Origin of the sequence: Alkalihalobacterium chitinilyticum (genome assembly GCF_029028005.1) — a bacterium.
Taxonomy (GTDB): Bacteria; Bacillota; Bacilli; order Bacillales; family Bacillaceae_F; genus Alkalihalobacterium; species Alkalihalobacterium chitinilyticum.
The window spans coordinates 222,474-244,201 of sequence record NZ_JAOTPO010000006.1 but is presented as its reverse complement, the minus strand read 5'-3'; the positions used below and the strand labels follow the sequence as shown (position 1 = coordinate 244,201).

22 protein-coding genes, 5 tRNA genes and 1 other RNA gene are annotated in these 21,728 nt (G+C 37.0%); 7 read left to right on the top strand and 21 right to left on the bottom strand.

Annotated features, from left to right (window positions below; genetic code table 11):
• Position 1 precedes the first annotated feature (1 nt).
• Positions 2–199 carry a YqgQ family protein gene (locus N7Z68_RS11245; protein WP_275118570.1) on the bottom strand — a complete coding sequence of 66 codons (198 nt, stop codon included), beginning with the start codon at positions 197–199 and terminating at the stop codon, positions 2–4.
• 145 nt (positions 200–344) lie between these two features.
• Here N7Z68_RS11245 and N7Z68_RS11240 point away from each other — a divergent pair, with 145 nt between their 5' ends.
• Complete coding sequence (locus N7Z68_RS11240; RefSeq protein WP_275118569.1) at positions 345–572, top strand: hypothetical protein; 228 nt, start codon at positions 345–347, stop codon at positions 570–572.
• Here the strand turns inward: N7Z68_RS11240 and N7Z68_RS11235 are convergent.
• The gene (locus N7Z68_RS11235; RefSeq protein ID WP_275118568.1) at positions 569–1,081 is read right to left on the bottom strand and encodes a hypothetical protein; all 513 of its coding nucleotides are present in this window, start codon (positions 1,079–1,081) and stop codon (positions 569–571) included. The two genes, N7Z68_RS11240 and N7Z68_RS11235, sit on opposite strands and share 4 nt — an antisense overlap.
• A 102-nt stretch (positions 1,082–1,183) precedes the next feature.
• On the opposite strand from N7Z68_RS11235, the gene N7Z68_RS11230 reads away from it, so the two are divergent.
• Positions 1,184–1,582: a YueI family protein gene (locus tag N7Z68_RS11230; RefSeq protein WP_275118567.1), complete on the top strand. Its 399-nt coding sequence runs from the start codon at positions 1,184–1,186 to the stop codon at positions 1,580–1,582.
• A gap of 113 nt (positions 1,583–1,695) precedes the next feature.
• Here N7Z68_RS11230 and N7Z68_RS11225 read toward each other — a convergent pair whose 3' ends face one another.
• Together N7Z68_RS11225 and N7Z68_RS11220 are read right to left on the bottom strand one after the other, a co-directional pair.
• The gene (locus tag N7Z68_RS11225) at positions 1,696–3,159 is read right to left on the bottom strand and encodes a spore germination protein (protein ID WP_275118566.1); all 1,464 of its coding nucleotides are present in this window, start codon (positions 3,157–3,159) and stop codon (positions 1,696–1,698) included.
• A 151-nt stretch (positions 3,160–3,310) separates the two neighbouring features.
• Entirely contained in the window at positions 3,311–4,357 is a 1,047-nt protein-coding gene (locus N7Z68_RS11220; RefSeq protein ID WP_275118565.1) for a M42 family metallopeptidase, read from the bottom strand.
• Between the two features lie 94 nt (positions 4,358–4,451).
• Between N7Z68_RS11220 and N7Z68_RS11215 the strand changes: the two genes are divergently transcribed.
• The gene (locus tag N7Z68_RS11215) at positions 4,452–5,324 is read left to right on the top strand and encodes a hypothetical protein (protein WP_275118564.1); all 873 of its coding nucleotides are present in this window, start codon (positions 4,452–4,454) and stop codon (positions 5,322–5,324) included.
• Here N7Z68_RS11215 and N7Z68_RS11210 read toward each other — a convergent pair.
• The 8 genes from N7Z68_RS11210 to N7Z68_RS11175 all read right to left on the bottom strand — a co-directional run bounded on the left by N7Z68_RS11210 (position 5,313) and on the right by N7Z68_RS11175 (position 13,085).
• A complete protein-coding gene (locus N7Z68_RS11210) occupies positions 5,313–6,866 on the bottom strand; it encodes a rhomboid family intramembrane serine protease (RefSeq protein WP_275118563.1) in 1,554 nt (517 codons plus the stop codon). The two genes, N7Z68_RS11215 and N7Z68_RS11210, sit on opposite strands and share 12 nt — an antisense overlap.
• Positions 6,867–6,870: 4 nt before the next feature.
• Positions 6,871–7,620 carry an HAD family hydrolase gene (locus N7Z68_RS11205; protein ID WP_275118562.1) on the bottom strand — a complete coding sequence of 250 codons (750 nt, stop codon included), beginning with the start codon at positions 7,618–7,620 and terminating at the stop codon, positions 6,871–6,873.
• A gap of 106 nt (positions 7,621–7,726) precedes the next feature.
• Positions 7,727–7,924 carry a protein YqgO gene (yqgO, locus tag N7Z68_RS11200; protein WP_275118561.1) on the bottom strand — a complete coding sequence of 66 codons (198 nt, stop codon included), beginning with the start codon at positions 7,922–7,924 and terminating at the stop codon, positions 7,727–7,729.
• Between the two features lie 56 nt (positions 7,925–7,980).
• Positions 7,981–8,940: an L-lactate dehydrogenase gene (locus tag N7Z68_RS11195; RefSeq protein ID WP_275118559.1), complete on the bottom strand. Its 960-nt coding sequence runs from the start codon at positions 8,938–8,940 to the stop codon at positions 7,981–7,983.
• Positions 8,941–9,047: 107 nt separating this feature from the next.
• Positions 9,048–10,058 (bottom strand): ThiF family adenylyltransferase, encoded by a 1,011-nt coding sequence (locus N7Z68_RS11190; protein ID WP_275118558.1) that lies wholly within the window; start codon positions 10,056–10,058, stop codon positions 9,048–9,050.
• Between the two features lie 63 nt (positions 10,059–10,121).
• Complete coding sequence (locus N7Z68_RS11185) at positions 10,122–10,685, bottom strand: 5-formyltetrahydrofolate cyclo-ligase (RefSeq protein ID WP_275118557.1); 564 nt, start codon at positions 10,683–10,685, stop codon at positions 10,122–10,124.
• Between the two features lie 190 nt (positions 10,686–10,875).
• On the bottom strand, positions 10,876–11,025 hold the full coding sequence (gene rpmG, locus N7Z68_RS11180) for a 50S ribosomal protein L33 (protein ID WP_045485842.1): 150 nt from the start codon (positions 11,023–11,025) through the stop codon (positions 10,876–10,878).
• 83 nt (positions 11,026–11,108) lie between these two features.
• Complete coding sequence (locus tag N7Z68_RS11175) at positions 11,109–13,085, bottom strand: glycoside hydrolase family 15 protein (protein WP_275118556.1); 1,977 nt, start codon at positions 13,083–13,085, stop codon at positions 11,109–11,111.
• Between the two features lie 337 nt (positions 13,086–13,422).
• Between N7Z68_RS11175 and N7Z68_RS11170 the strand changes: the two genes are divergently transcribed.
• Positions 13,423–13,779, top strand: a complete 357-nt coding sequence (locus N7Z68_RS11170) for a hypothetical protein (protein ID WP_275118555.1) — start codon at positions 13,423–13,425, stop codon at positions 13,777–13,779.
• A 20-nt stretch (positions 13,780–13,799) separates the two neighbouring features.
• Positions 13,800–14,288, top strand: coding sequence for a hypothetical protein (locus N7Z68_RS11165; protein WP_275118554.1), 489 nt, complete (start codon positions 13,800–13,802; stop codon positions 14,286–14,288).
• Positions 14,289–14,358: 70 nt separating this feature from the next.
• Here the strand turns inward: N7Z68_RS11165 and N7Z68_RS11160 are convergent, their stop codons facing one another.
• The 4 genes from N7Z68_RS11160 to sodA form a co-directional block, all read right to left on the bottom strand.
• Positions 14,359–16,362, bottom strand: coding sequence for a peptidoglycan D,D-transpeptidase FtsI family protein (locus tag N7Z68_RS11160; RefSeq protein WP_275118553.1), 2,004 nt, complete (start codon positions 16,360–16,362; stop codon positions 14,359–14,361).
• 131 nt (positions 16,363–16,493) lie between these two features.
• Positions 16,494–16,671, bottom strand: a non-coding RNA gene (gene ssrS / locus N7Z68_RS11155) — 6S RNA.
• Between the two features lie 75 nt (positions 16,672–16,746).
• A complete protein-coding gene (locus tag N7Z68_RS11150; RefSeq protein ID WP_275118552.1) occupies positions 16,747–18,033 on the bottom strand; it encodes an MFS transporter in 1,287 nt (428 codons plus the stop codon).
• Between the two features lie 135 nt (positions 18,034–18,168).
• On the bottom strand, positions 18,169–18,780 hold the full coding sequence (gene sodA, locus N7Z68_RS11145; protein ID WP_275118551.1) for a superoxide dismutase SodA: 612 nt from the start codon (positions 18,778–18,780) through the stop codon (positions 18,169–18,171).
• A gap of 274 nt (positions 18,781–19,054) precedes the next feature.
• Between sodA and N7Z68_RS11140 the strand changes: the two genes are divergently transcribed.
• Positions 19,055–19,879, top strand: coding sequence for an undecaprenyl-diphosphate phosphatase (locus N7Z68_RS11140; protein WP_275118550.1), 825 nt, complete (start codon positions 19,055–19,057; stop codon positions 19,877–19,879).
• Positions 19,880–19,996: 117 nt separating this feature from the next.
• Here the strand turns inward: N7Z68_RS11140 and N7Z68_RS11135 are convergent.
• The 5 genes from N7Z68_RS11135 to N7Z68_RS11115 all read right to left on the bottom strand — a co-directional run bounded on the left by N7Z68_RS11135 (position 19,997) and on the right by N7Z68_RS11115 (position 20,537).
• Positions 19,997–20,089, bottom strand: a tRNA-Ser gene (locus tag N7Z68_RS11135).
• 104 nt (positions 20,090–20,193) lie between these two features.
• Positions 20,194–20,270 (bottom strand) — tRNA-Ile (locus N7Z68_RS11130).
• A gap of 5 nt (positions 20,271–20,275) precedes the next feature.
• A tRNA-His gene (locus N7Z68_RS11125) sits at positions 20,276–20,351 on the bottom strand.
• Between the two features lie 25 nt (positions 20,352–20,376).
• A tRNA-Met gene (locus N7Z68_RS11120) sits at positions 20,377–20,453 on the bottom strand.
• 8 nt (positions 20,454–20,461) lie between these two features.
• Positions 20,462–20,537: transfer RNA gene (locus N7Z68_RS11115), tRNA-Asn, on the bottom strand.
• Positions 20,538–20,869: 332 nt separating this feature from the next.
• On the opposite strand from N7Z68_RS11115, the gene N7Z68_RS11110 reads away from it, so the two are divergent.
• Positions 20,870–21,676 carry a DUF1189 domain-containing protein gene (locus N7Z68_RS11110; protein ID WP_275118549.1) on the top strand — a complete coding sequence of 269 codons (807 nt, stop codon included), beginning with the start codon at positions 20,870–20,872 and terminating at the stop codon, positions 21,674–21,676.
• The last annotated feature ends 52 nt before the right edge of the window (positions 21,677–21,728 follow it).

The window sequence follows — 21,728 nt, the reverse complement described above, 5'->3', positions numbered from 1 at the left end:
ATCAACCTTTCTGTTCTTCACGTTGTTCTTTCTTCAATATAAGTAAAGCTTCTTGGAATAATTGTTTATCAAGCATGCCAAACTCATACATCTCGCGGATTTCTTCCTCCATCATAATAGCGTCAACATGACGGTTTTTTGTATAAATAAAAGTTCCATACTTCTTTAATAATTGCTGAACATCATAAAATGTCCTCATCTGTATTCACCTGCCCACCTCATTATAACAACTCCATTTTAATCAACAAGTATTTCAGTATATAATTGTTTAATAATTTGTCACATAAAAAAGCCCTTATTTGTTCTAACATATAGAGAGAACATTTATAAGGGGGATTTCACCTATGGAAAGCTTCACTTTTTTTATATTAGGATTACTCGTCTTAGTAAGTGCTGCCATCATTTCTGTTATTTGTATTGTTAAAAAGAAATCATTTATTATTCCTGTTATTTTATTAGCTGTTGGATTTATTTTAGGTTTTATCGGTTTGTTTAATATGGACCATGTAGAACGTGATTATTATTCACTTGGGATAATTACAGAAACGTTAATTGGTGGCAAACTCTTTTAAAAAATTTTAAAGATTGCTATTAACAATAGGTATACTAACGGTAAATAAGACACATATTCAACACGCCAAATTTTCTGTAATACTTCATATTGAATAAGTTGTCCTATAAGAATGGAAAAATAAAAAAAGCCGATTGATACGAAGTGAAGCCAAATACTTGCTTCGCGAATCGTCCACTCCATGCCAAATAAAAAAAATAGTAAAAACAAAATGCCCCATAGCACTCGAGACTGTTGATGAAAATATCCCATCATCGGATGGAAGTTAATAAACGCGAGTGCAATTGTAGCTAGAACGACTAGTCCGACTAAGATTTCAATAAACTGGAGAGCAATCACTTTCTCAAATAAACGGCTAATCACGATACCGATATAGACTGCAAAAGCAAAAAATAGAGTTACTAGAAAAACCTGCAGTCTAGTTGGCATCATTCGTCTAGATATCATTAATCCACCAATACTAAAACCTATAGCAATCGTATAAAACATCCCGATTAAGGAACTAATCATAATTTTATCCTCCTTCTTAAAAGTGAAACAAGCTGCTATTATCATCTATATGTATGAATTAGGTGAATAAGACAATAAAGAGACAAAGGAGTCCAAGACATCATGGAAGACAAACTAAAAGACATTATTAACCGAGGACTTTACGGGAATCCAGAAATTAAACCTGAAGAACGAAATATCTTTCTTACAACTATTGTGGAACGAATTCACCTTGCTCTAACGAAGAAACAAGTTATTCATCAAGGCATGTATAACGAAGCAGTAAGAATATTGCAATACGAACAAAACATTCACCTGTATATCAACGGAAATCTATCTTATGGGCTGTACTCCAATTATGTAAAAGAAGCGAACAAACATCACGTACCATTTACAGTTGTGAATGCTAATCAAACTACACCGATTGGACTTGTCATTGCGACCGAATTTCAGGCGATTAGTAAACCAGAAATTTTTATTAAAGATGAATTCTATGAAATGGATTTCAATTTGGAAAAGTAAGGTGCTCATATAACAGCGATTCGCTGCTCATCAGAATGACAAAAAGAAGTAAGCTAGGCTTGAGCTTAGCTTACTTCTTTTTGTTTATCATTTTCGACCGGCCACTAATCTTTTTAACGGTCGGGGTCAAGAGGATGTATAGCTGCTGGTCTTCTATTTTTCAGCGGGATTGGAGAACGTAATAGAACATCTTTAAAGCCTTTTAATGAAAATGGTAAGAACGGCCATAGGTAAGGCGTTTGGAATCCTCTCATATTGACTAATAAAAGAATAAAGAAGACGATACCTACTAAATAACCAGCTAAACCAAATATAGCTGTACTAATTAAGAGAAAGACTCTAATTAAACGATTGGCAAGACTTAATTCATAGCTTGGTGTCGCAAATGAACCAACTGCTGCAACCGCTAAATATAAGACGACCTCTGGTGAAAACCATCCTACTTCAATGGCAACTTCACCAATTAAGATGGCAGCGACTAAACCAAGCGCAGTAGCAAGTGCACTCGGTGTATGAATGGCCGCCATCCTCAACATCTCTATTCCAACTTCCGCTAATAGAAACTGAACATAGATAGGGACCTGACCTTCCTCATTTGGCCCTATATAAGCAAGCATCTCAGGCAGTAAATGCTGATTCGTTGCAAATAGATACCAAAGGGGCAATAAGAAGATAGAAGCCCATACGGCTGCGAAACGTACTCCTCTTAAGGCAATACCAATGATTGGCTTCTGACGATATTCTTCCGCATGTTGTAAGTGATGCCAAAACGTTGTAGGCGTTATCATGACACTTGGTGAGCCATCAACCATAATGACAACATGTCCTTCAAATAGATGGGATGCAACTACGTCTGGGCGTTCTGAATAACGTACCATTGGATAGGGATTATAGTGTCGTCCAAAAATAAATTCCTCAATCGTTTTATCCCCCATTGGTAATCCATCTGTATCTATTAAATCTATTGATTCACTAATTTTATCTACAACTTCGGGGTCAGCGATATCTTCTATGTATGCAATACATAGATCGGTTTTGGAACGGCGTCCGACTCGCTTATATTGTATTCTTAAGGTCCGGTCACGAACTCTTCTTCGAGTCAAAGCTGCATTTTCAACTAGCGTTTCAACATAACCATCTTTTGCTCCGCGAATAACTTGTTCTGTATCAGGTTCCTCAGGTCCTCTGACGGGGTAGGTTCTCGTATCAACTAATATGATTTTATCCAAACCATCTACTACCAAAGCTGCTTGTCCAGCTAGTACGTCATCTACTATAGCGTCTAAATCTTCATTTGTATCAATCTCTACATAAGGGATTTTCGTATGTGTTAATGTCTTTAAAGGATTTTCTAGTAGCTCTTCTGGTTTTAGCGCTATTAGTTCACGTTGAATCTGAGTTAAAGAAAAATCTTTCGCAAAGCCATCCACAACAAAAAGCGCCATCCGGACTTCTGCATATTCTAAATCAAGGTGTATGATATCAAAACTTTTATCGACACCTAGAGCCTCTTTTAGATATTCAATATTTTCATCTATTTGTTTGGACACTGGATGTAAAACATTATCTTTTGCCAAAATCAGATCGCCTCCACTTCAAGTACATTTTTTGCAAAGCTGGTGATTTTATGCAAAAAACAAAAAAATGGTGCCAGGCACCTTTAGTCGTCTAAAGGTGCCTGGCACCATAATAATTTTTCACTGTATAAATTTTTCACCGTATAAACTTTTAATTCATTGGTGAAAGGATGTAGTGATAAATTAATTTATATGTGTTTTCAAGTGAATCAACATGTGTACGTTCATGTGCATGAGAGGCATCAATCCCAGGTCCGACTAAGCCGTGAACAATATCGTGCCCTGAGCGAATGGCAGCAGAAGCATCTGAACCATAGAATGGATAAATGTCAACAGCATAGTTTAATTGATGATCCTTAGCAATTTGTACTAATTTTTTTCTAAGCCCAATGTTATAGGGCCCGCTGGAATCTTTTGCACAAATGGACACGCAGTGCTCGGTTGTTGTTTGACCATCACCTATCGCACCCATATCAACTGCTAAATATTCCACGGTTTCCGTTGGTATATTTGAATTACCGCCATAGCCAATTTCCTCATTATTCGAAATTAAGAAATGGGTCGTATAAGGTAAATGACGTTGTTCTTCAATTATATTTCGAATCGTGTTCATCAGGATGGCAACACTCGCTTTATCATCAAGGTGTCGAGATTTTACAAATCCATGATCAGTCACTTGAAATCTAGGATCAAATGAAACAAAATCCCCTACTTCTATTCCTAATTCGCGAACTTCTTCTGCAGTTGTTACGGGTGCATCAATCCGTACTTCTATATTCTTTTCATCTCGTTTAACGTCACCTGCATTTTTATAAACATGAACAGACGACTGATGGATGAGAATCGTACCGGTAAATTCGTTGCCTTCACTCGTTTCAATTTTACAATATTCCCCTTCAACCGCATTCCAGCGAAATCCACCGATCATAGTTAAACTTAAACGGCCATCACTTTTTATGTCTTTTACCATTGCTCCTAATGTATCAACATGAGCTGTTAACATCCGGTGCTCCTTATTATTTTCACCTTGCAGCGTGACAATAAGACCGCCTTTCCGGTTTTTTTTCATTTCAACACCTAATGGCTTTAACCACTCTTCAACTGCAGCAATAACTTTTTCTGTATTACCAGATGGACTCGGAATGTTTACGAGTAATTCAAGAGTATCTACAACCTTGTTAATATTTAATTTTTCCATAATAAATTCCCCATTTCATCTTTATATATCATAATCGTTCATTTCGTCACATAAAAATTACAGAATAAAAGGCTGTCCACTGGAGGTAGCATAAATGATTAAGAAAATGATTTTAATTGGGACATTCACTTTCATTACTGCCATTCTATTATTTATCTTCTTCGATAAGAAACCAGCTTATCTAGAAACCCTTACATTTGAGCCAATTGACCATAAAGTAGAATATATTCATGCCGATACTTCACTTCAATTTTTAACAATTGAAGATGAAGATGAGTATACAATTCACTGGAGTATTTCATCCCAGTTAAACCAAAAAGCCTATTTAAGAAAAGATATTTCTTTTTTATTTGAAGATGGCAGATTAACTCAAGTGATGTCTAAGTGGGATAAAAACAAACAAGAAATGGATAATAGAAAATCTATTAATGGTGAGGACAGCGGGCACTTCCAAGCCATATCCTTTCATCATTCAGAAATTCATTATCCAAATGATGAAACGAAAAGTCGGTTAACCATTAGTTGTGATGACCTGTACGTGATCGACTCACCATTGGCTCCCATCCAATCTTTTAAAGTTCCTACTAACGACAAAGAAAAAGAAGGAAAGAGGATTCTCGATTATATTGTTGAGCAACAGCTCGCATATATTTGGAAAGACATGTTAAGTGAATACAACATCAATGCAAACAATTATTTAGGATTCCCATTAACCAGTCTTTGTGAATATAAGGAAAACCCTCTTCCAAACTTAAATAAAGAGCAAACTACTCTTGTCATTCATAAAATTTGGGAAAGTATATACAAAGAATACTTTTCAGGAATTCAAGAAGATGACTTAGGAATAAAACCTGTAGGAAGTACCGTACCACTCATTTTGCTCTCCAACAATAACGACCATTTTATCATTCTTTTTCAAACCGAAAAAGGAGAGAAAGTTCAGCATATAAAAATCCTACCGCTCTAACTTTTCTCTCAACTGAACATAATGCTCTTCAGTCGGTGAATAAACTAACGCTTGCTGAACGGCTTGAAGAGCTTTGTCTTCTTGTTCGAAATGTACGTAAATCAGCGCTAAGTTATAATGGGCTTCATGAAATTCTGGACGCATCTCAACAGTACGTTTAAAATTCTTCTCTGCTTCTTCATATTTATTAAGGTGAACCTCTGTGTATCCTAACAAGAAGTAGAGTTCAGCGATGTCTAACTGCCTTTCTTTAACCGTTAATAAAAGTGAGTATGCCTTTTCATATTCGTTTTCCTCTAGTAATTCCTGTGAAAGTTGCAGGTGTACGATTGGAGCTCCAGATTTTTGGTCATTGATCATGCCGAACAAAAATAATCCGTATCCTAGAGCTGCTACTAAAACAAAAAACAACAATTGCTTAATTTTAAAACGTCGTTTTGGCAGTTGCACCACGAAAGAAGCTAAAAAGCCACCAACTAGTCCACCAATATGAGCACCATTATCTATCATTGGAACTAAAAATCCTAACGATAGATTAATGATAAGAATAACGATAACACTCATACCCATCGTTCGAAAAAATAACTTACGATGATTAATTCCAAAATGCAATAAAGCTCCAAAACAACCAAAGATCGCACCGGATGCACCCGCTGCTACTTGATCATTGAAAGCGAAGCTAGCAATTGATCCAGACAAGCCTGCAATGATATAGATAAATAAAAAACGCCAACTTCCAAAAATCCTCTCGACTGCACTGCCTAAATAAAAAAGAGCCAATGAGTTCATAAAGAAATGAAGAAAACCAATATGTAAAAACATTGCTGTAAAAAGGCGCCAATATTCCCCTGCCTCAATGAGTGGATTATATTTTGCCCCATATTCAACTAATGTCAAAATTCTCATACTCCCGCCATTTAGCTCAAGCAGCACAAACATTACAGCCACTGAAATGAGTAAGAGATAAGTAAAAAACGGTTTCCCAAATTTAAAAATCGCTTGTTCAGCCTGCAAACGCTCTTCGGCCTTTTGTAACACTTCATTCCTTAAGGTTTTAATTCGTCCTTCCATTTCCTCGAGAGCATAAAAATCGTTAGACATAACCTTATCTTGAGAGGTATGTAAATCTATTTTTAGTCGTTCTAGTTCCCTAGCTTTATTCTCATCATCTGCTTCTATCAAATATGTGTTCATTACGGTTTTATCTTGAGCAATCGTTAAAGGATCATTTATTAAATGCTCCCATGAGTCCACCGGGCTATATGTTGACACGTATATATTTTCTGCTGTCACTTTACGAAAGCTAAGTTGTCTGCGCAGGCCATTGAACTTCACCAACGTGTTGTTCATATCTTCTTTTAATCGATTACTCCAATTCACATCTTTTCGAACAACTCGCAGTATTTTAGGTGACTGAGGAACTTCCTCTTCTAACCATATTTCATTCAAATTTGGATTCATTTCAATCACTCGATAGCCTCTTTGGGTGACAAGATGGTTGACTAGCTGCCAGTAAAATAAATCATGCTGTAAAACATCCATTTTCTCACCCTTTCATCGACTGATCACTTTTTATAAGGTCTAACACTTCCATTAATTCACTGCACGTTGCATATGGTTCGTGGCTCGTATTGGCTGGTTTTCCTCTCGTATTTAAATATATAGCATCCCAACCTGCATCAATTGCGCCACATATATCATGTTCCCAAGAGTCCCCTATAAATAGCTTACCATTCGTTTCACCTAATGTATTGAATGCTAAATCAAATATATCACGGCTTGGCTTTGCTACACCAAGTTCTTCAGAAACAAAAATATGTTCACGATCAATAAGACTCGACAATCCAATTTTTTCTATTTTTCGATATTGTGTATCGGCTGGACCGTTCGTGATAATTCCCACTTTAATGTTTTTTTCAGTAAGTTCATTCATTAAGTCCACTAAACCATCAAATGGTTTACTAAAGGAGTCAACAATTTCATAATAATGGGCATGAAAGTGGTCTGCTTCTTCGTCAGAGTATGGTAGATCAAATTTTTTCATCGTATCACGATACCGTAAGCGCCTATACGTTTTTGCAGTCACTTTTTTGGTTTCAAATTGCTTCCAGTATAAATCACAGTTTTTCTTAAATGTCTTAAACCAAGTGGCAACATCGACTGGGCTTTCGATTTTCTTGTCGTTAAGCCATTGTTCTTGAAGTGTTTCGAAGCAAAAGCATATTGCCTTTTCAAAAGCATCTTCATGACTGAACAACGTATTATCTAAATCAAAACAAATGGTTCTCCAACGCATAGCAACCCCCTCCTTACCATATTATATCAATTCTTAGGTCATCCTTCATCTTTTTGCCCAAGTAGCAAGAAGGCACTGTCAATTGACAGTGCCTCCAAATCATTCATTATTGGTTATTAACGCTACCCGTTCTAGGACCAAACATCATTTCTGACATGAACTTTTGACGTAAGCCGGGAATTTTCATTGTCCATTTTACAGCCGATCTTCTAATCCATCTTTGGCCAAGCAGAGCATTTAAAATACGATAACGAAAGCGATAGGCAAAATAGATAATTACAAGCATAAATAAACGAGATATCAACTAGATCTCCTCCTTTGCTCCTAATTTGCCTAATTTAAGTCTGAATTATTCGGTTACTATTTATTAAAGTTTATAACAGGCTCCATCGCTTTCTTTAGTACAGATGCAGAATGTTGCAGCTTTTCTTTTTCCTCTGCATTTAAATCTAATTCGACAACTTCTCGAACACCATTTCGATTTACAATCGCAGGTACACCAATGTAAATATCATCTAGATCATATTGACCTTCAAGTAAAGCTGAAACCGTTAGAATTGAATTTTCATTTCTTAGTATTGCTCTTGTTAAGCGGACGAGCCCCATGGCAATTCCGTAGTAAGTAGCCCCTTTTCGTTCAATAATATGGTATGCTGCATCACGAACATTTACAAAGATTTCATCAAGTCCTTCTTTTGTTATCTTTGACTGCTCATCTTCAACATAGCGTAAAATAGGCCTTCCTCCAATATCGGCATGACTCCAAATTGGAAGCTCTGTATCACCGTGTTCACCCATAATATACGCATGAACATTTCTAGAGTCTACATCGAAATACTCACCTAACAAGAAACGAAATCTAGCTGTATCTAAAATAGTTCCCGAACCAATTACCCGCTCTTTTGGTAAACCAGAAAATTTCCATGTTGCATAAGTCAAGATATCTACTGGGTTAGTTGCAACAAGGAAAATCCCATTGAACCCAGAATTCATAACTTCAGAAACAATTTTATTAAAAATGGCAGTATTTTTTTCAACGAGGTCAAGACGCGTTTCACCTGGTGCTTGATTAGCTCCAGCTGTAATCACTACGATATCAGCATCTTTACAATCGGAATAAGTTCCTGCCCAAATCTTCATAGGTGATGAAAAAGGTAAGCCATGATTTAAATCCATTGCATCTCCTTCAGCCTTTTCCTTATTTAGATCAATTAAAACCATTTCATCCGTAACACCTTGATTGAGAAGTGCATAGGCGTAACTTGAACCTACAAAGCCTGTACCGATGATAACTACACGACTACTTTTTAAGTTATCCACTAGAATGCCACCCTTCGTTTACTTTAATCAGTTAGATTGTACATTATTTCACAATTTTTTTTTAAGACTGAAAACGGTCTCAACATGGCAATTTTGTTACATTATGTCTATAACCCAATATATTTGGAATAAATGGCTTTTGCTTTAACAACATCTTCGGTTCCTTGTATTAGTGCACGTCCATCTGTAAATAAGACGATTTTTTCACCTTCATTTAACTGAGCCCTGAGTAAGAACGGTGTTTTTTGGACAGCAGCTACTTTACTTAAACGTGCTTCCCATTCGTTTAAGTCAAATGTTTTCCTCATATGAAATTGAACTGTTTCACGCCCGCAAAGTGATGTCACCTCATCTTTACCCACTTCTAAAGCCGGATACTTTTTTTGTTGGCATGTTGGGCAATCTTTTTCCGGTGAAGTAAATTTAAGTTCATATGTATGATTTCGCCAAACATCAAAAGTAATCAGACTGCGTCGCTGTTCTTTTGCTCCAACTAAATATTTCATCGCTTCAACGACTTGATAAGATGCTACTATATCTACGACTGGAGAAATAACCCCAATCATATCACACGTTTGTCCGCCAGTTTCTCCTTCTTTAATAAAGCAACGTAAACAAGGGGTCTCACCTGGTACAAATAAGGCCGACATACCTCTTGAGCTCACTGCTCCTCCATAAACAAAAGGAATTCCTTTTTTAAAGCAAATATCATTTAGAAGAAAACGGGTTTGAAAATTATCAGTGCCATCAAGCACAATGTCCATCCCCTCTATGAACTCCTCTATATTATGCAATGTAACGTCACTAACTATTCCTTCCACTTTTACATCAGAATTAATAAGTGCTAACTTTTGTTCAGCTGCTACTGCCTTGGGAAGGGCTTCTTCTACATCCTTTTCAGTAAATAGCATTTGCCTTTGTAAATTACTTTTTTCGACATAATCTCTATCAATTACTCGTACAAATCCCACACCTGCACGAACGAGATGATTGGCTAGTACGGTGCCCAGTGCACCCATCCCCACGATTAACGCACGACTCTGAGAGAGTTTTCTTTGCCCTTCCTCACCAATTGGAGAAAATAACATTTGCCTCGAATAACGTTCATTTACATCCATTTTTTTCACCTAACTTTACTTGATCTTTGTCTGCTACTAACAATACACCTAATTGATAAAGAATCAACACTTATACACCTGGTCTTCTGTTACAATCATTTGAACGGGAACATCAAAAGATTCTACGGGGATTTCACTTACCAACTGTTCCTCAAAAGCAAGTGCACATGTTTTACCTTTATAATGTGCTAAATAACGGTCGTAATATCCGCCCCCAAAGCCAAGTCTATTTCCTTTTCGATCAAAAGCTACGCCAGGTACTAAGATTAAATCAATATCTTCGCAACTCTTAGGTAAACAAACCGTTTCTTTAGGTTCTTTTAGTTGAAAATAAGTACTTTCCAGCTCATTAAAGCTGTTAATTTGAAAAAATACCATTTCATTTTTTTCTGGATATGTCTTGGGGACAACTATTTTCTTTCCTTCTCTCCAAGCATTTTCTATAATTTTATATGTATCTACTTCAGTTCCTCTAGAAATAGTAATTGCAATTGTGTTTGCTTCTTTCCATAAAGTAGTTAAGTTTAAATGTTCTTTTATTTTTTCACTTTTGTTTTTATGTTCTACTGCGCTCATTTCCTTTAACTTTTTTTTTACGACAGTACGTAAATTTTTTTTTATTTGCAAAAGTACCACCACCAAGTCAAAGTTATTTTTGAATACAACAATCATTCATTGAATTTTTATTTGGGGGCACAGTTACTTTTTTACTCTTATGCTGTCCCAATTAACGATATTTAAGAATATACAAAATCAATCCACAAAAAAAACCGCAAATCCTAAGTATATAGGTTTTTTGCGGTCTCATTTGTTTACCTTACTTCGTTTCACGATGTAAAGTATGTTTCTTAAGTCTTGGGCTATATTTTTTTAGCTCAATACGCTCAGGGTTTGTGCGTTTATTTTTAGTAGTGATGTAGTTACGATCACCAGTTTCAGTGCAAGCTAAAGTTACTTGTACGCGCATTATGTTCTCCCTCCAAACCTCTTGTTTTCATTCATACCTTTAAATGATAGCAAAGATATGCCAAGGTAGCAAGTGTATCTTTTTTACACTTTATAAGAAAGTCGCTTAAACGCCTGATTATAGTCATTAACAACGTCTATAAATGTTGCATGTGACCATGTAAGCGGGGCTACGGACAAAGGTTCACCTGTATGTGGGTGAATTTGTTCTGGAAGTAAACCACTGCTTAAAGAGTGCTCACAAACCCATTGAAAAATCTCATAGGCTGGTTGAAGCTCTTCTATACTAACCGCTTTCAAGATATGCCATTTCGCAACCCATAATGTACAGATTATCCAAGGGTTTCCTGGTACTTCATGAATATCTTCTGTTTGTTTAAAATAGTTATCATTACTATAGCGTGCATATCCGCCTACATTTGTGTTCACTCTAAGCTGTTCGCTTATTGCAGTCATCGTTTGATCAACCTTTTTATCCTTAGCATCATACATACCAAAAGCAAACAGCCCGTATAGACTGCTTTCAGGTGTTTGGTCTACAGTAATTTCGTCTGTGGTTTCATCCTTATATATACCTCGAAAAAATGTCCCGGTATTCTCATCAAAAAGATACTTTTCTACACCTTCTTTTATCCGTTTAGCACCTTGCGCATATCGCTCGGCACTCTCCTTCTCACCTAATAAATTAGCAAAACGAGAAGCGGCTACTAAACCACCATAGACCGTACTAGCTGTAAACGTAAAGATTCCTCGTCGTTCTTCCCATAGGTCATAGGAAGGAGAGGGAAGATTTAATTGTTCATCAATAAAACTTAAAATAAATTCAGCACTTGGACGAACAAGAGGACGGTAAAGTGATTGAGCAAACTCGATATCCCCAGTCGCCTCATAATCTTCCCAGAACGCCCATAACACTAGAGCTGTTTCATCTTCTTGTATTGGTAGTTGTTCTTCCCCACTTTCTCCAACTAGAGGATGCCAACTCGAGCCTATGGAACCGTCAGGATTATACTTATGGAATAAATAGCCGTCATCTGATAACACTTCACTACATCTTCTAAAGAAATTACGAACCATCCCGTGATATCCAGCTTTAACCATTGCCTGTGCAATAAGGGCTCCGTCTCTTGGCCACATGTAGCTATAATGGTCTTGGTTGTATTGAAGAATATCAGAATCATTAGCAGCAATAATATAGCCATTTTCATTCGTCTGGGTTCTCACAACTAGTAGACTGCGTTTATATAGATCCATCATTTCTGGTGATAAATTGGCAGTCAATACCTCTCCTTTATTGACCCAGCTTTTCCAATACGTATGGATCTTATCTAAGGTTTGTTGACGACCCGTCTCCATTACATAATCATTTAAAGCTTGAACCTCTTTTAACGATTTACCAACTGTCATCCAATAATAAGCTTCTTGTGTAGAGTTAGGTTCAAGTTCCCCTTCGAGCGAAAATGTACTGTCGACAGAACCTTGAGCAATGGGATTAAAATGAAGTTGCCCATCTTCAGCATCACGAAAGGTTCCTTCTTGCTCATGAAAGCGCTTGACACCTGTTGTATATTGCTTAATTCCACTATCACCAAGAGATCCATTAAATAAGAAATAACGATTTCTTTTATAATGAATCATCGTACGATCTTTAGGTGAAAAGAAGGCTGTATCTCCAACTTCATTTTCATATATCGCAAGATCTTGATGAAAGAACAATTTAATATGACGGTGGTCATTTGCTAAATTTTCTACAGAAAACTTCCGCATGAATACCATCTCACGTTGATGAACTCCTTCTTCAACTCGTATAGCGATTTGTTGTTCTGGCAGTACAGCTAGACTATTCGTTATAAGAGAGTCCTGATGGTAGTTCGTTTGAATGGTCCAATTTTCAGAATTTAACCAATAAAATGTATCATCAATTGAGACTCCAATTCGATTGGGATGACCTTGAACATGATTTTGGTGTCCGACAAAAGGAAAGTAAATATCCCTCACCTGTAAGTCTTTATCAATATTAACGAGTAGTTTACCGTTTCCGACTACTAGCTCTCTAGGCACAATAAAAACCTCCTGCTTTAAATGTTATAAGTGCTCAACGTTCTCTTATATAGAAATCAAAATGGAATGGTTTGAAAGGTATTATTTTTCCTCCTTAATCTTACTGAGCATCTATTTTTGAGACAAGCAGTCTATTTTGTCTTTTCTTGTCACATGCACTAGGCATAAGGGATGTACACCACAAAAAAAGTTTTTCGGCGACTTTCGCGAAAAAAGTGTGTTTTTTTGAAGAATTTTGGAGGATTATGGGAAAACTTGAAATGAAGTATTGACTAGGCATGTATAATGAAAAGAGGCAAAAAAAAATTGAGAAAAGAAGACGAGAAAGGAGATTTTTATGGAAGTCGTCATCATAGCACTTTTCGTCTTAGCAATTCTTTTACTAATAGCTTCTTTTTTTGTAAAGGACCGTACAAAAGACCTGGAAAACCAATTAGAAAGTTTCTCTATGACTTTCATGCAAGAAATATATCAACTAAAGAAAAAGGTTACGATTTTAGAAGAAGAGATCTTATCAGGAAGTGAAGAGGCATACTATACTCAGACGCCGCAAAAAAACACAACCAATGATCTTTTAAATGAAGTTGCAGCCTATTACGAAGCTGGGTATTCTATAGAAAAAATTGCGGATCTAACAACTCTATCAGAGAGTGAAGTCCTTGGATTGATTGCTACATATCAACGGAAGGAATGAAGATAGAAACGAGGTATATCATGGCGAAAAAAACAGTACAGGGAGTTGCAGCGGGAATCTTACTTGCTACTAGTGTATTTGCATATATGTACTTTTTTCAAACAACCCATATTGAAATTGAACAAGATGATATTGAAATACCAGAAATTGAATTAAGTAGTGAAGAAATGATGGATATTCTGAAAGATCAAGGCTTCATCGTTCTGGATGAGGAAGAATACGACCTCCTATTAAAAGGAAAAGAAGAAGCGGAACGAACAGAACCGCCACTTGACGAGGAAGTCGATCCACAACCTCAAACGATTCATTATACCATTATAGAAATTCAAAGCGGTATGAGTAGTATGGACGTGGCAAATTATTTGGAAAAAGTAAATGTATTAGAAGACACAGAAGCATTTCTACAATTCCTACGTGACAATGAACTGACACAACAAATCAAAGCAGGTGAATTTGAGTTAAATAGTACAATGACAGTTGAAGAGATTGCATTGACGATTACACAGTAAAAAACATATTGAAAGAGGCTGACTTTTTATGCTGTCAGCCTCTTTTTTAGTTCGTTTCTTCTTCGCTATCCTAGTCTTCAACATCTTCCTCAGCTGGAAGATTGAATGAAGGGTTTTGTCGCTTTTCTTCTAATTCAAAAAATGCATCCATGACCCCTTCTAGGATGTTTCTAGAAATCGTAGCATTCGTGTTTCTATTAACATTAGGTACAACAATAGAAACTGCTACTTTTGGATTTTCGTAAGGTGCATATGCAACATAAGTTTGGTTATTACCTTGGTTATTAAGTACCTGAGCAGTACCTGTTTTACCTGCAAGTTGATATGGTTTATTTGCAAAGTGCCTTCCTGTTCCCCTTGAGCCTGTTACAACCTGCCTAAACCCTCTCTGCACATGTCTAATATGCTCATCACTCATTTCAACTCGGTTCATGATACTTGGTTGAAATTGAGTAATAACGCGCCCTAAATCATCCTTCGTTGAACTTGGTTCTCTTATTTCTTTAACAAGCCGAGGCTGCATACGATAACCATCATTTGCAATGGTTGAAACATATTGGGCTAGCTGTAAGGGAGTGTACGTGTCATATTGTCCGTAAGACAAGTTAATTAAACTACCAGGTAAATTGTTATCACCTTTAAGACCAATACCTTCAGATGGTAAGTCGATTCCTGTTTCCACACCTAAGCCAAACTGGTTTAAATAGTTTCGAAAATTTTGAAATGCGCCAGGCATATCTCTAAAACAACATTTTGTAGAGTAATTATAACCTGCCATGTTCATAACAATATGAGCCATATAAATGTTCGACGATCTTTCTAAGGCAGTCAAACTGTTAATGTTACCCATCGTTGTTACAGATCGGAACGGTTGTCCTGATACAGTAATAGGAGCATCATAGAAAATTGTATTGGGACCTATAACACCTGCATGGAGTCCTGCTAAAACAGTAGCTCCTTTAACAGTTGACCCCATCTCAAACGCCTTGTTGACGACCCCAAAATGATCAAAGTCATTTCCTTCATACCCTGCCATCGCATAGATTTCCCCAGTCTTTGGATCCATCATCACCACATATGCAGAAGGAGTACGAAGGAAGGCTCCTCTATTCTTATCAACTTCACGTTTTAAAACTTCTTCTACTTGTTTTTGCAACTCCATATCCATCGCTAAGACGAGATCATATCCTCGTTGTCCTATTTTATCTAGCGAGGTACCAATTACTGAGCCACGACTTGTAATATTTTCTACTACTGCTTTTTCCCCTCGTAAAGCTTGTTCATATTGTAGTTCAAGAAAACTCGTTCCCACGATGTCGGATCTTTCATATCCTCTTGATAAATAAAAATCTAAACTTTCTCTCGGGATTGAACCCGTCCGACCAAAGAAACTCTTAAATGTATCATCAAAAACATATTTACGTGTTGAATCGAGTAAAATTTCAACTCCAGGTAAATCTGGCAGATGCTCAATAATACCATGCGCTTCTTCTTTTGTAAGACCTTGTTTTATCCTTTGAGGCGAGAGCGCAAATCCTCGATCCATTTCACGCTTTATAGCTAATACCTTTTTCTCTTCTTCGGTTATTTCTGCTAAGTCTTCTTCCGTAATGCGGTCTAACGTCAATTGATACTCCTCATTGTTACCTAAATCTTTTCTCTCTTCACTACTCACCTTATCGAGTGCTTGTTCGCGTCGAGTTAAGATCCAATAATCTTTCATATCACGCTCTGTTATACTAGATGTATCTAACTCAATAAAATTTGTTAATTTCTCAGCAACCTCTAACTTTTCTTGTTCGGAAGGTCGTGGTGGCTGAGTATAGGTGAGTGAGAATTGTCTTTCGTTATCAACAACGATAGTGCCGTTGCGGTCATACATGATACCTCTAGGCGCATCAATTCTCGTCGTAACATTACTCGTTCGCTCTAGGTCTCTTGTAAAATCTTCCCCTTGAACAATTTGAACCATTCCTAATCTAAGAATAAGTGCAGAAAACAATATAAATACAGCAAAAAATAATAGATTCAAACGAGCTGGGACATGATTTTTTTTCTTTTTGTGATTTGTCATTTCAATTCCCTCTCTATAGAGTTACTTCCCTTTAAATTAAAATAAAAGCTGACCCAATAGTAAAGTGTCAAGCACCTCTCCTAATTGAGAAGCACAGACACTTTTGAGTCAGCCTCGTATGGTTTTTAAATTCAGAACCCGCGTATGCCGTTGCCCTATTGTTTCAAGAACCTACACTCGTAGGTGGGTGTTCGCAAAAAATTCTCCAACGTCCAAAAAATAGGCATGTTGTTAAATCTTTAATGTAGAACTCCCTTTTTAAATCCACGGTTCGAAACAAGTAGAAGCTAACTAACACGGCAGGTCGTTATCTAAAGATATTATAGCATAAAGACTAAGTAATTTTAAAGGTATGATTTGCTTTCCCACACTTTTTCAACAAGTTTAGACCGATGTTCCCCCGCTATCACCCTCTCCTTTTTGCTGACGAGAGAAGCTATAGGTTTCACCGCCCTTGTTGAGCGGGATCTTTACTTTCCTAACAAAGAAATAAATCACAAGATGGCCTGCACCTAATATTAGAAAAAGTCCTGGTATTCCATGTTCTTCATTAAATACCGTAATCGTAAAGATAAATGCAAGAACGGAAGTAATCCTTCCTGCATTTAAAAATAATTCTCGAACAACGATGTATTCAACTCGCATTTCTGCTGCCTTCCATCCTTTTCCGATTACATCGTAAGTTAGAGAAACATATGGAACCAGTAGCAGTGGGTAAGCAATAGAGATAACAACAGCATAAATAATGAGACGAGTAAAATTTAAATCTGTTATGATAATGAAAATAGCTAAGTAAAGGATCGTCCCACCTAGCAATATGGATTTTTTTCGAAAGGACGGTTTCATAAGACGAGTCGCTAAAAAGTAACAAACAAACGAAACCGCTGATGCGACTAATCCATACGTACCAATTGCAAGCTCACTACCTGTTGCGATATAAACCCAGACTACGATTACAAAAACAAATGTTCCTTCTCTTAATCCTTGGAAGAAATGTGCATGAAGAATATGCCTCCAATTATCGTTCCGCTTTCGCTCTTTTAGGATAGAGAGAAAGGAAAAACTACCTGTTGCAGGTCGCCGTTTCAAAAATAAACTTGTAATGACTGCAATGACAAACAACGTTAATGAAATTCCAAATATAATTTTATAACCGAAAAACTTCTCCATCCTCGTAATGATGAAGCCCGCTAATATTGGACCAATCATTCCAGCAAATGAAGTTAATAACCCTAAAAATCCATTAAAAAAATCTCGTGTTTCTGGCTCTGTAATTTCAAAAGTTAATACATTAAATGCTAACCAGTAAAACCCAAAGCCAATTCCTAACAACGATCCTAACAAAATTAAGTATTGTGCCGCATTTTCACCTAAAAACAGGACTGTAAAAAAGAAAACGGATAGGAAACTGACTCCTAACCGCAACACGATAACCCGGTCAATTTTTTTTGCAAACCTTCCTGCAAGAATAAAGGTTATCGGCTGCATAACAACAGATGATAAGTTATAAAGAGCAATGTCAAGAAACTCCCCAGATTGCTTCCATAAGTATACATTTACAAATGTGTTTGATAACGCAATACTCAGAGCATACAGTCCTCCAATTGTTAACAGCAGGACTAAATCTCGGTTTACTTCTACATCACCAACTAATTTTTGCAACAGTTTCATGCCGTCACTACACCACCTTAGGTGTAGTTTGGCGATTTTCGATAAACGTTATGCAACAATTATCGTGTAACGAAACTCTTATATAACAAAACACCGCTAACTAAATAAAGTTAGCGGTGTTTACATTATGATATATTATTTAGCTTGGCTGTATAGCTTAGCTACTTCGTCCCAGTTTACTACATTCCAGAATGCGCTAATGTAGTCTGGACGACGGTTTTGATAATTTAAGTAATATGCATGCTCCCATACGTCTAAACCTAAGATTGGAGTTTTACCTTCCATAATCGGAGAGTCTTGGTTTGGAGTGCTCATTACTTCAAGCTCACCATTATTAACAACTAACCAAGCCCAACCAGAACCAAAACGTGTTGCTCCAGCTTTTGCAAACTCTTCTTTAAAGCTGTCAAGACTTCCAAATTTGCTGTTAATAGCTGCAGCTAAGTCACCAGTTGGCTCTCCGCCACCATTCGGGCTTAAAAGCGTCCAGAATAAAGAGTGATTAGCGTGGCCTCCACCATTATTTCTTACTGCTGTACGGATATTTTCAGGTACAGCGTCTAAGTTGCTGATTAGATCTTCAATTGACTTGCTTGCAAGCTCATCATGACCTTCTAAAGCAGCGTTTAAGTTAGTCACATATGTGTTATGGTGCTTCCCGTGGTGGATATTCATTGTTTGCTCATCAATATGAGGCTCTAGTGCATTCGCAGCATAAGGTAATGCAGGTAATTCATGTTTTGCCATTTTAATTCCTCCCTAAGCAATTGTTTTCAAATAATTGGTAAAGTAATCCAATGCAGTTAATAAATTTAAGCAACAGAAATGTTTACTAAGTTGCTCAATATTTACATTATCAAAAAAACGTATAACATGCAATTGATATGTATATGTATTTAACCGCTGTTTCTACTTTTCCACTTCATACAATTCCCTCATCTCTAAAATTATAATCAAAACATTCATATTTAAGGGACAAACCCCATATTGTGAAATACATACAAATATAGGAGGTGTGGATTTGAACTGGTTTGAAGCTCTTCTATTAGGCATCATTCAAGGTATTTCAGAGTTTCTTCCGATTTCTAGTTCAGCACATTTGGTTATTGCTGAAAAGCTACTAGGTATTCAAGTGTCTACGAACGATTTGACTTTCGAAGTACTTCTACATGCAGCATCTTTACTAGCCGTCATTTGTTTTTTTTGGCGAGATTTACTTGAAATTATTAAAGACTTCTTTACTTACTTATTTTTCAAGAGCGAAAAAGCGAAAACAAACTATCGATTTGCCTGGCTTATTGTAGGTGCTACCCTAATTACCATGGGGGTTGGCAAAGGAATTGAAGGGTTGATAGGCGATAATATTACCCAAGCTTCAACCATTGGAGCCGCTTTAATTGTTACAGGATTGTTTTTAATACTGATTGAACACGGGATTAATGTAGGAGATCGTACGGTAAAAGAAATGACTTGGAAAGATGGTCTAATTATCGGTATCGGCCAAGCTCTGGCTGTTATACCAGGAATATCGCGAGCCGGCAGTACCTTAATTGTTTCACTTTGGTGTGGTTTGGATAAAAAGACAGCCGTTCGATACTCTTTCTTACTATCGATTCCTGTTATTTTAGGTATTACCATTTTAAAATTACCAGAACTAACCGCAGAAACTTTTGCAGGAGTTGGATTTGAACTTGCCATCGCCTGTATCGCCTCATTTATCTTTGCAATTATCGGTATTAAGTGGCTGATCCAAATGCTTAATCAAGCTAAACTCACATACTTTGCAATCTATTGTATTGCCCTCGGTACAATCACGTGGATCTTCCTAAAGGACATCCAAGTATAAGGGGCTAAACGACCGACAATAAAAAACTGCGCATAACGAAACCTTTCTAAGATAAAAAATAAAAAAGCTTATGATTGAAATTATATTTCAGTCATAAGCTTATATTATGTAGTGTTATGGCGGAGGAAGAGGGATTCGAACCCCCGCGCGGTTTAACCCGCCTGTCGGTTTTCAAGACCGATCCCTTCAGCCGGACTTGGGTATTCCTCCGTAAATAGATGTTTAAATTTTGAGAGATATGACGTTAGGTAATCTTTTAGTAGTCAAGTTGAACCCAACCTAACTTCCAACCTTTTTAAATTCAATCTCTAGTATGGTGGACCCTGTAGGACTCGAACCTACGACCAATCGGTTATGAGCCGACCGCTCTGACCAACTGAGCTAAGGGTCCTTAAATGGGGCGGCTGATGGGAATCGAACCCACGAATGCCGGAACCACAATCCGGTGCGTTAACCACTTCGCCACAACCGCCATTTTTATCAGGTTTTAAAGAAATTGGTAGCGGCGGAGGGAGTCGAACCCACGACCTCACGGGTATGAACCGTACGCTCTAGCCAGCTGAGCTACACCGCCAAAGTTAATGGCTCCACAGGCAGGACTCGAACCTGCGACCGATCGGTTAACAGCCGATTGCTCTACCAACTGAGCTACTGTGGAATAATAAAGACAACTAATATTATAACTCAAAAAACTAACTTTAGTCAACACACGAGACCTAACCTTAAAAAGGTGGTGACGAAAAGTAATATATCATAAACTGTTATACTTGACAAGCCATATCTGAAAAAAAGTCGTCACCTAATTGAAACAGGACATCTCTTGTACCATTTTTTTTTCTCTTGTAAAATGTATGTTGGTAGTTACTTAATAGGTCTGGCTGCGTAAATTGTATTGATCTAGGTTCACCGGGAGTTTTTACACTCTTCAAACCACTTGACTAAATTAATACACATAAACACAAGCTTAATAAGAAGGAGTAGACATTATACATGAATATTTTTAAACAGCTAATTAAAAGTTTGTATTCCCCTAAAGATATTGCCTTATTTCGGTTTCAAGGGATTGGCAAAACCATTTTTTATGTATTCTTATTAATGGCGGTCGTTTCGATTCCAAGTGCAATTCAGTTATCAACAACCGCCTACCAGGGTATTAACTATTTAGCTACATCATTAGAGGAGGATATACCTGATTTTGCATTTCAAAATGGCGTTTTGACATCAGATATAACAGAACCTTACATTGATGGGACAGAAGCTGGCGTTTTTATCCTCGACCCTACTGGACAACTAACGGTTGATGATATATACGAACATGATAACGGTCTAGCGATGCTCGAACGTGAAGCAGTTATTATCACTGATGGAGTAGCAGAGACTTTTAGGTACCGTGACCTTGGTAATTTAAACTTAACAAAAGATGAAATCTCAGGTCTAGTCAATAGTATAGCCGATGTACTTCCTGTAATTTTAACGGTTTTCATGTTAGTATTATACCTTTTCTTTACAGCAATGAAATTTATTGGAGTAACCGTATTAGCATTAATTGGACTCATGCTAAAAAACAAAGCACAATTAAACTTGAAATATAGACATCTTTGGATTTTATCAGCTTATACTGTTACACTGCCGACAGCTATTTTTAATTTAACAGAGGCGTTCGGATTTATTATTCCGTTTTCGTTCTTCTTCTATTGGGCTATTGCGATCTTCATGTTATATAAAGTTTTGCAGTATGTTCCAAAGCCTAAGACTAGCCCGCAAAACGCTGAAGCAAGTAACCCCTATAATAACTAATCAAAAAAACAGAAGGCTGTTGAGTACACTTCTCAACAGCCTCTTTTCTACC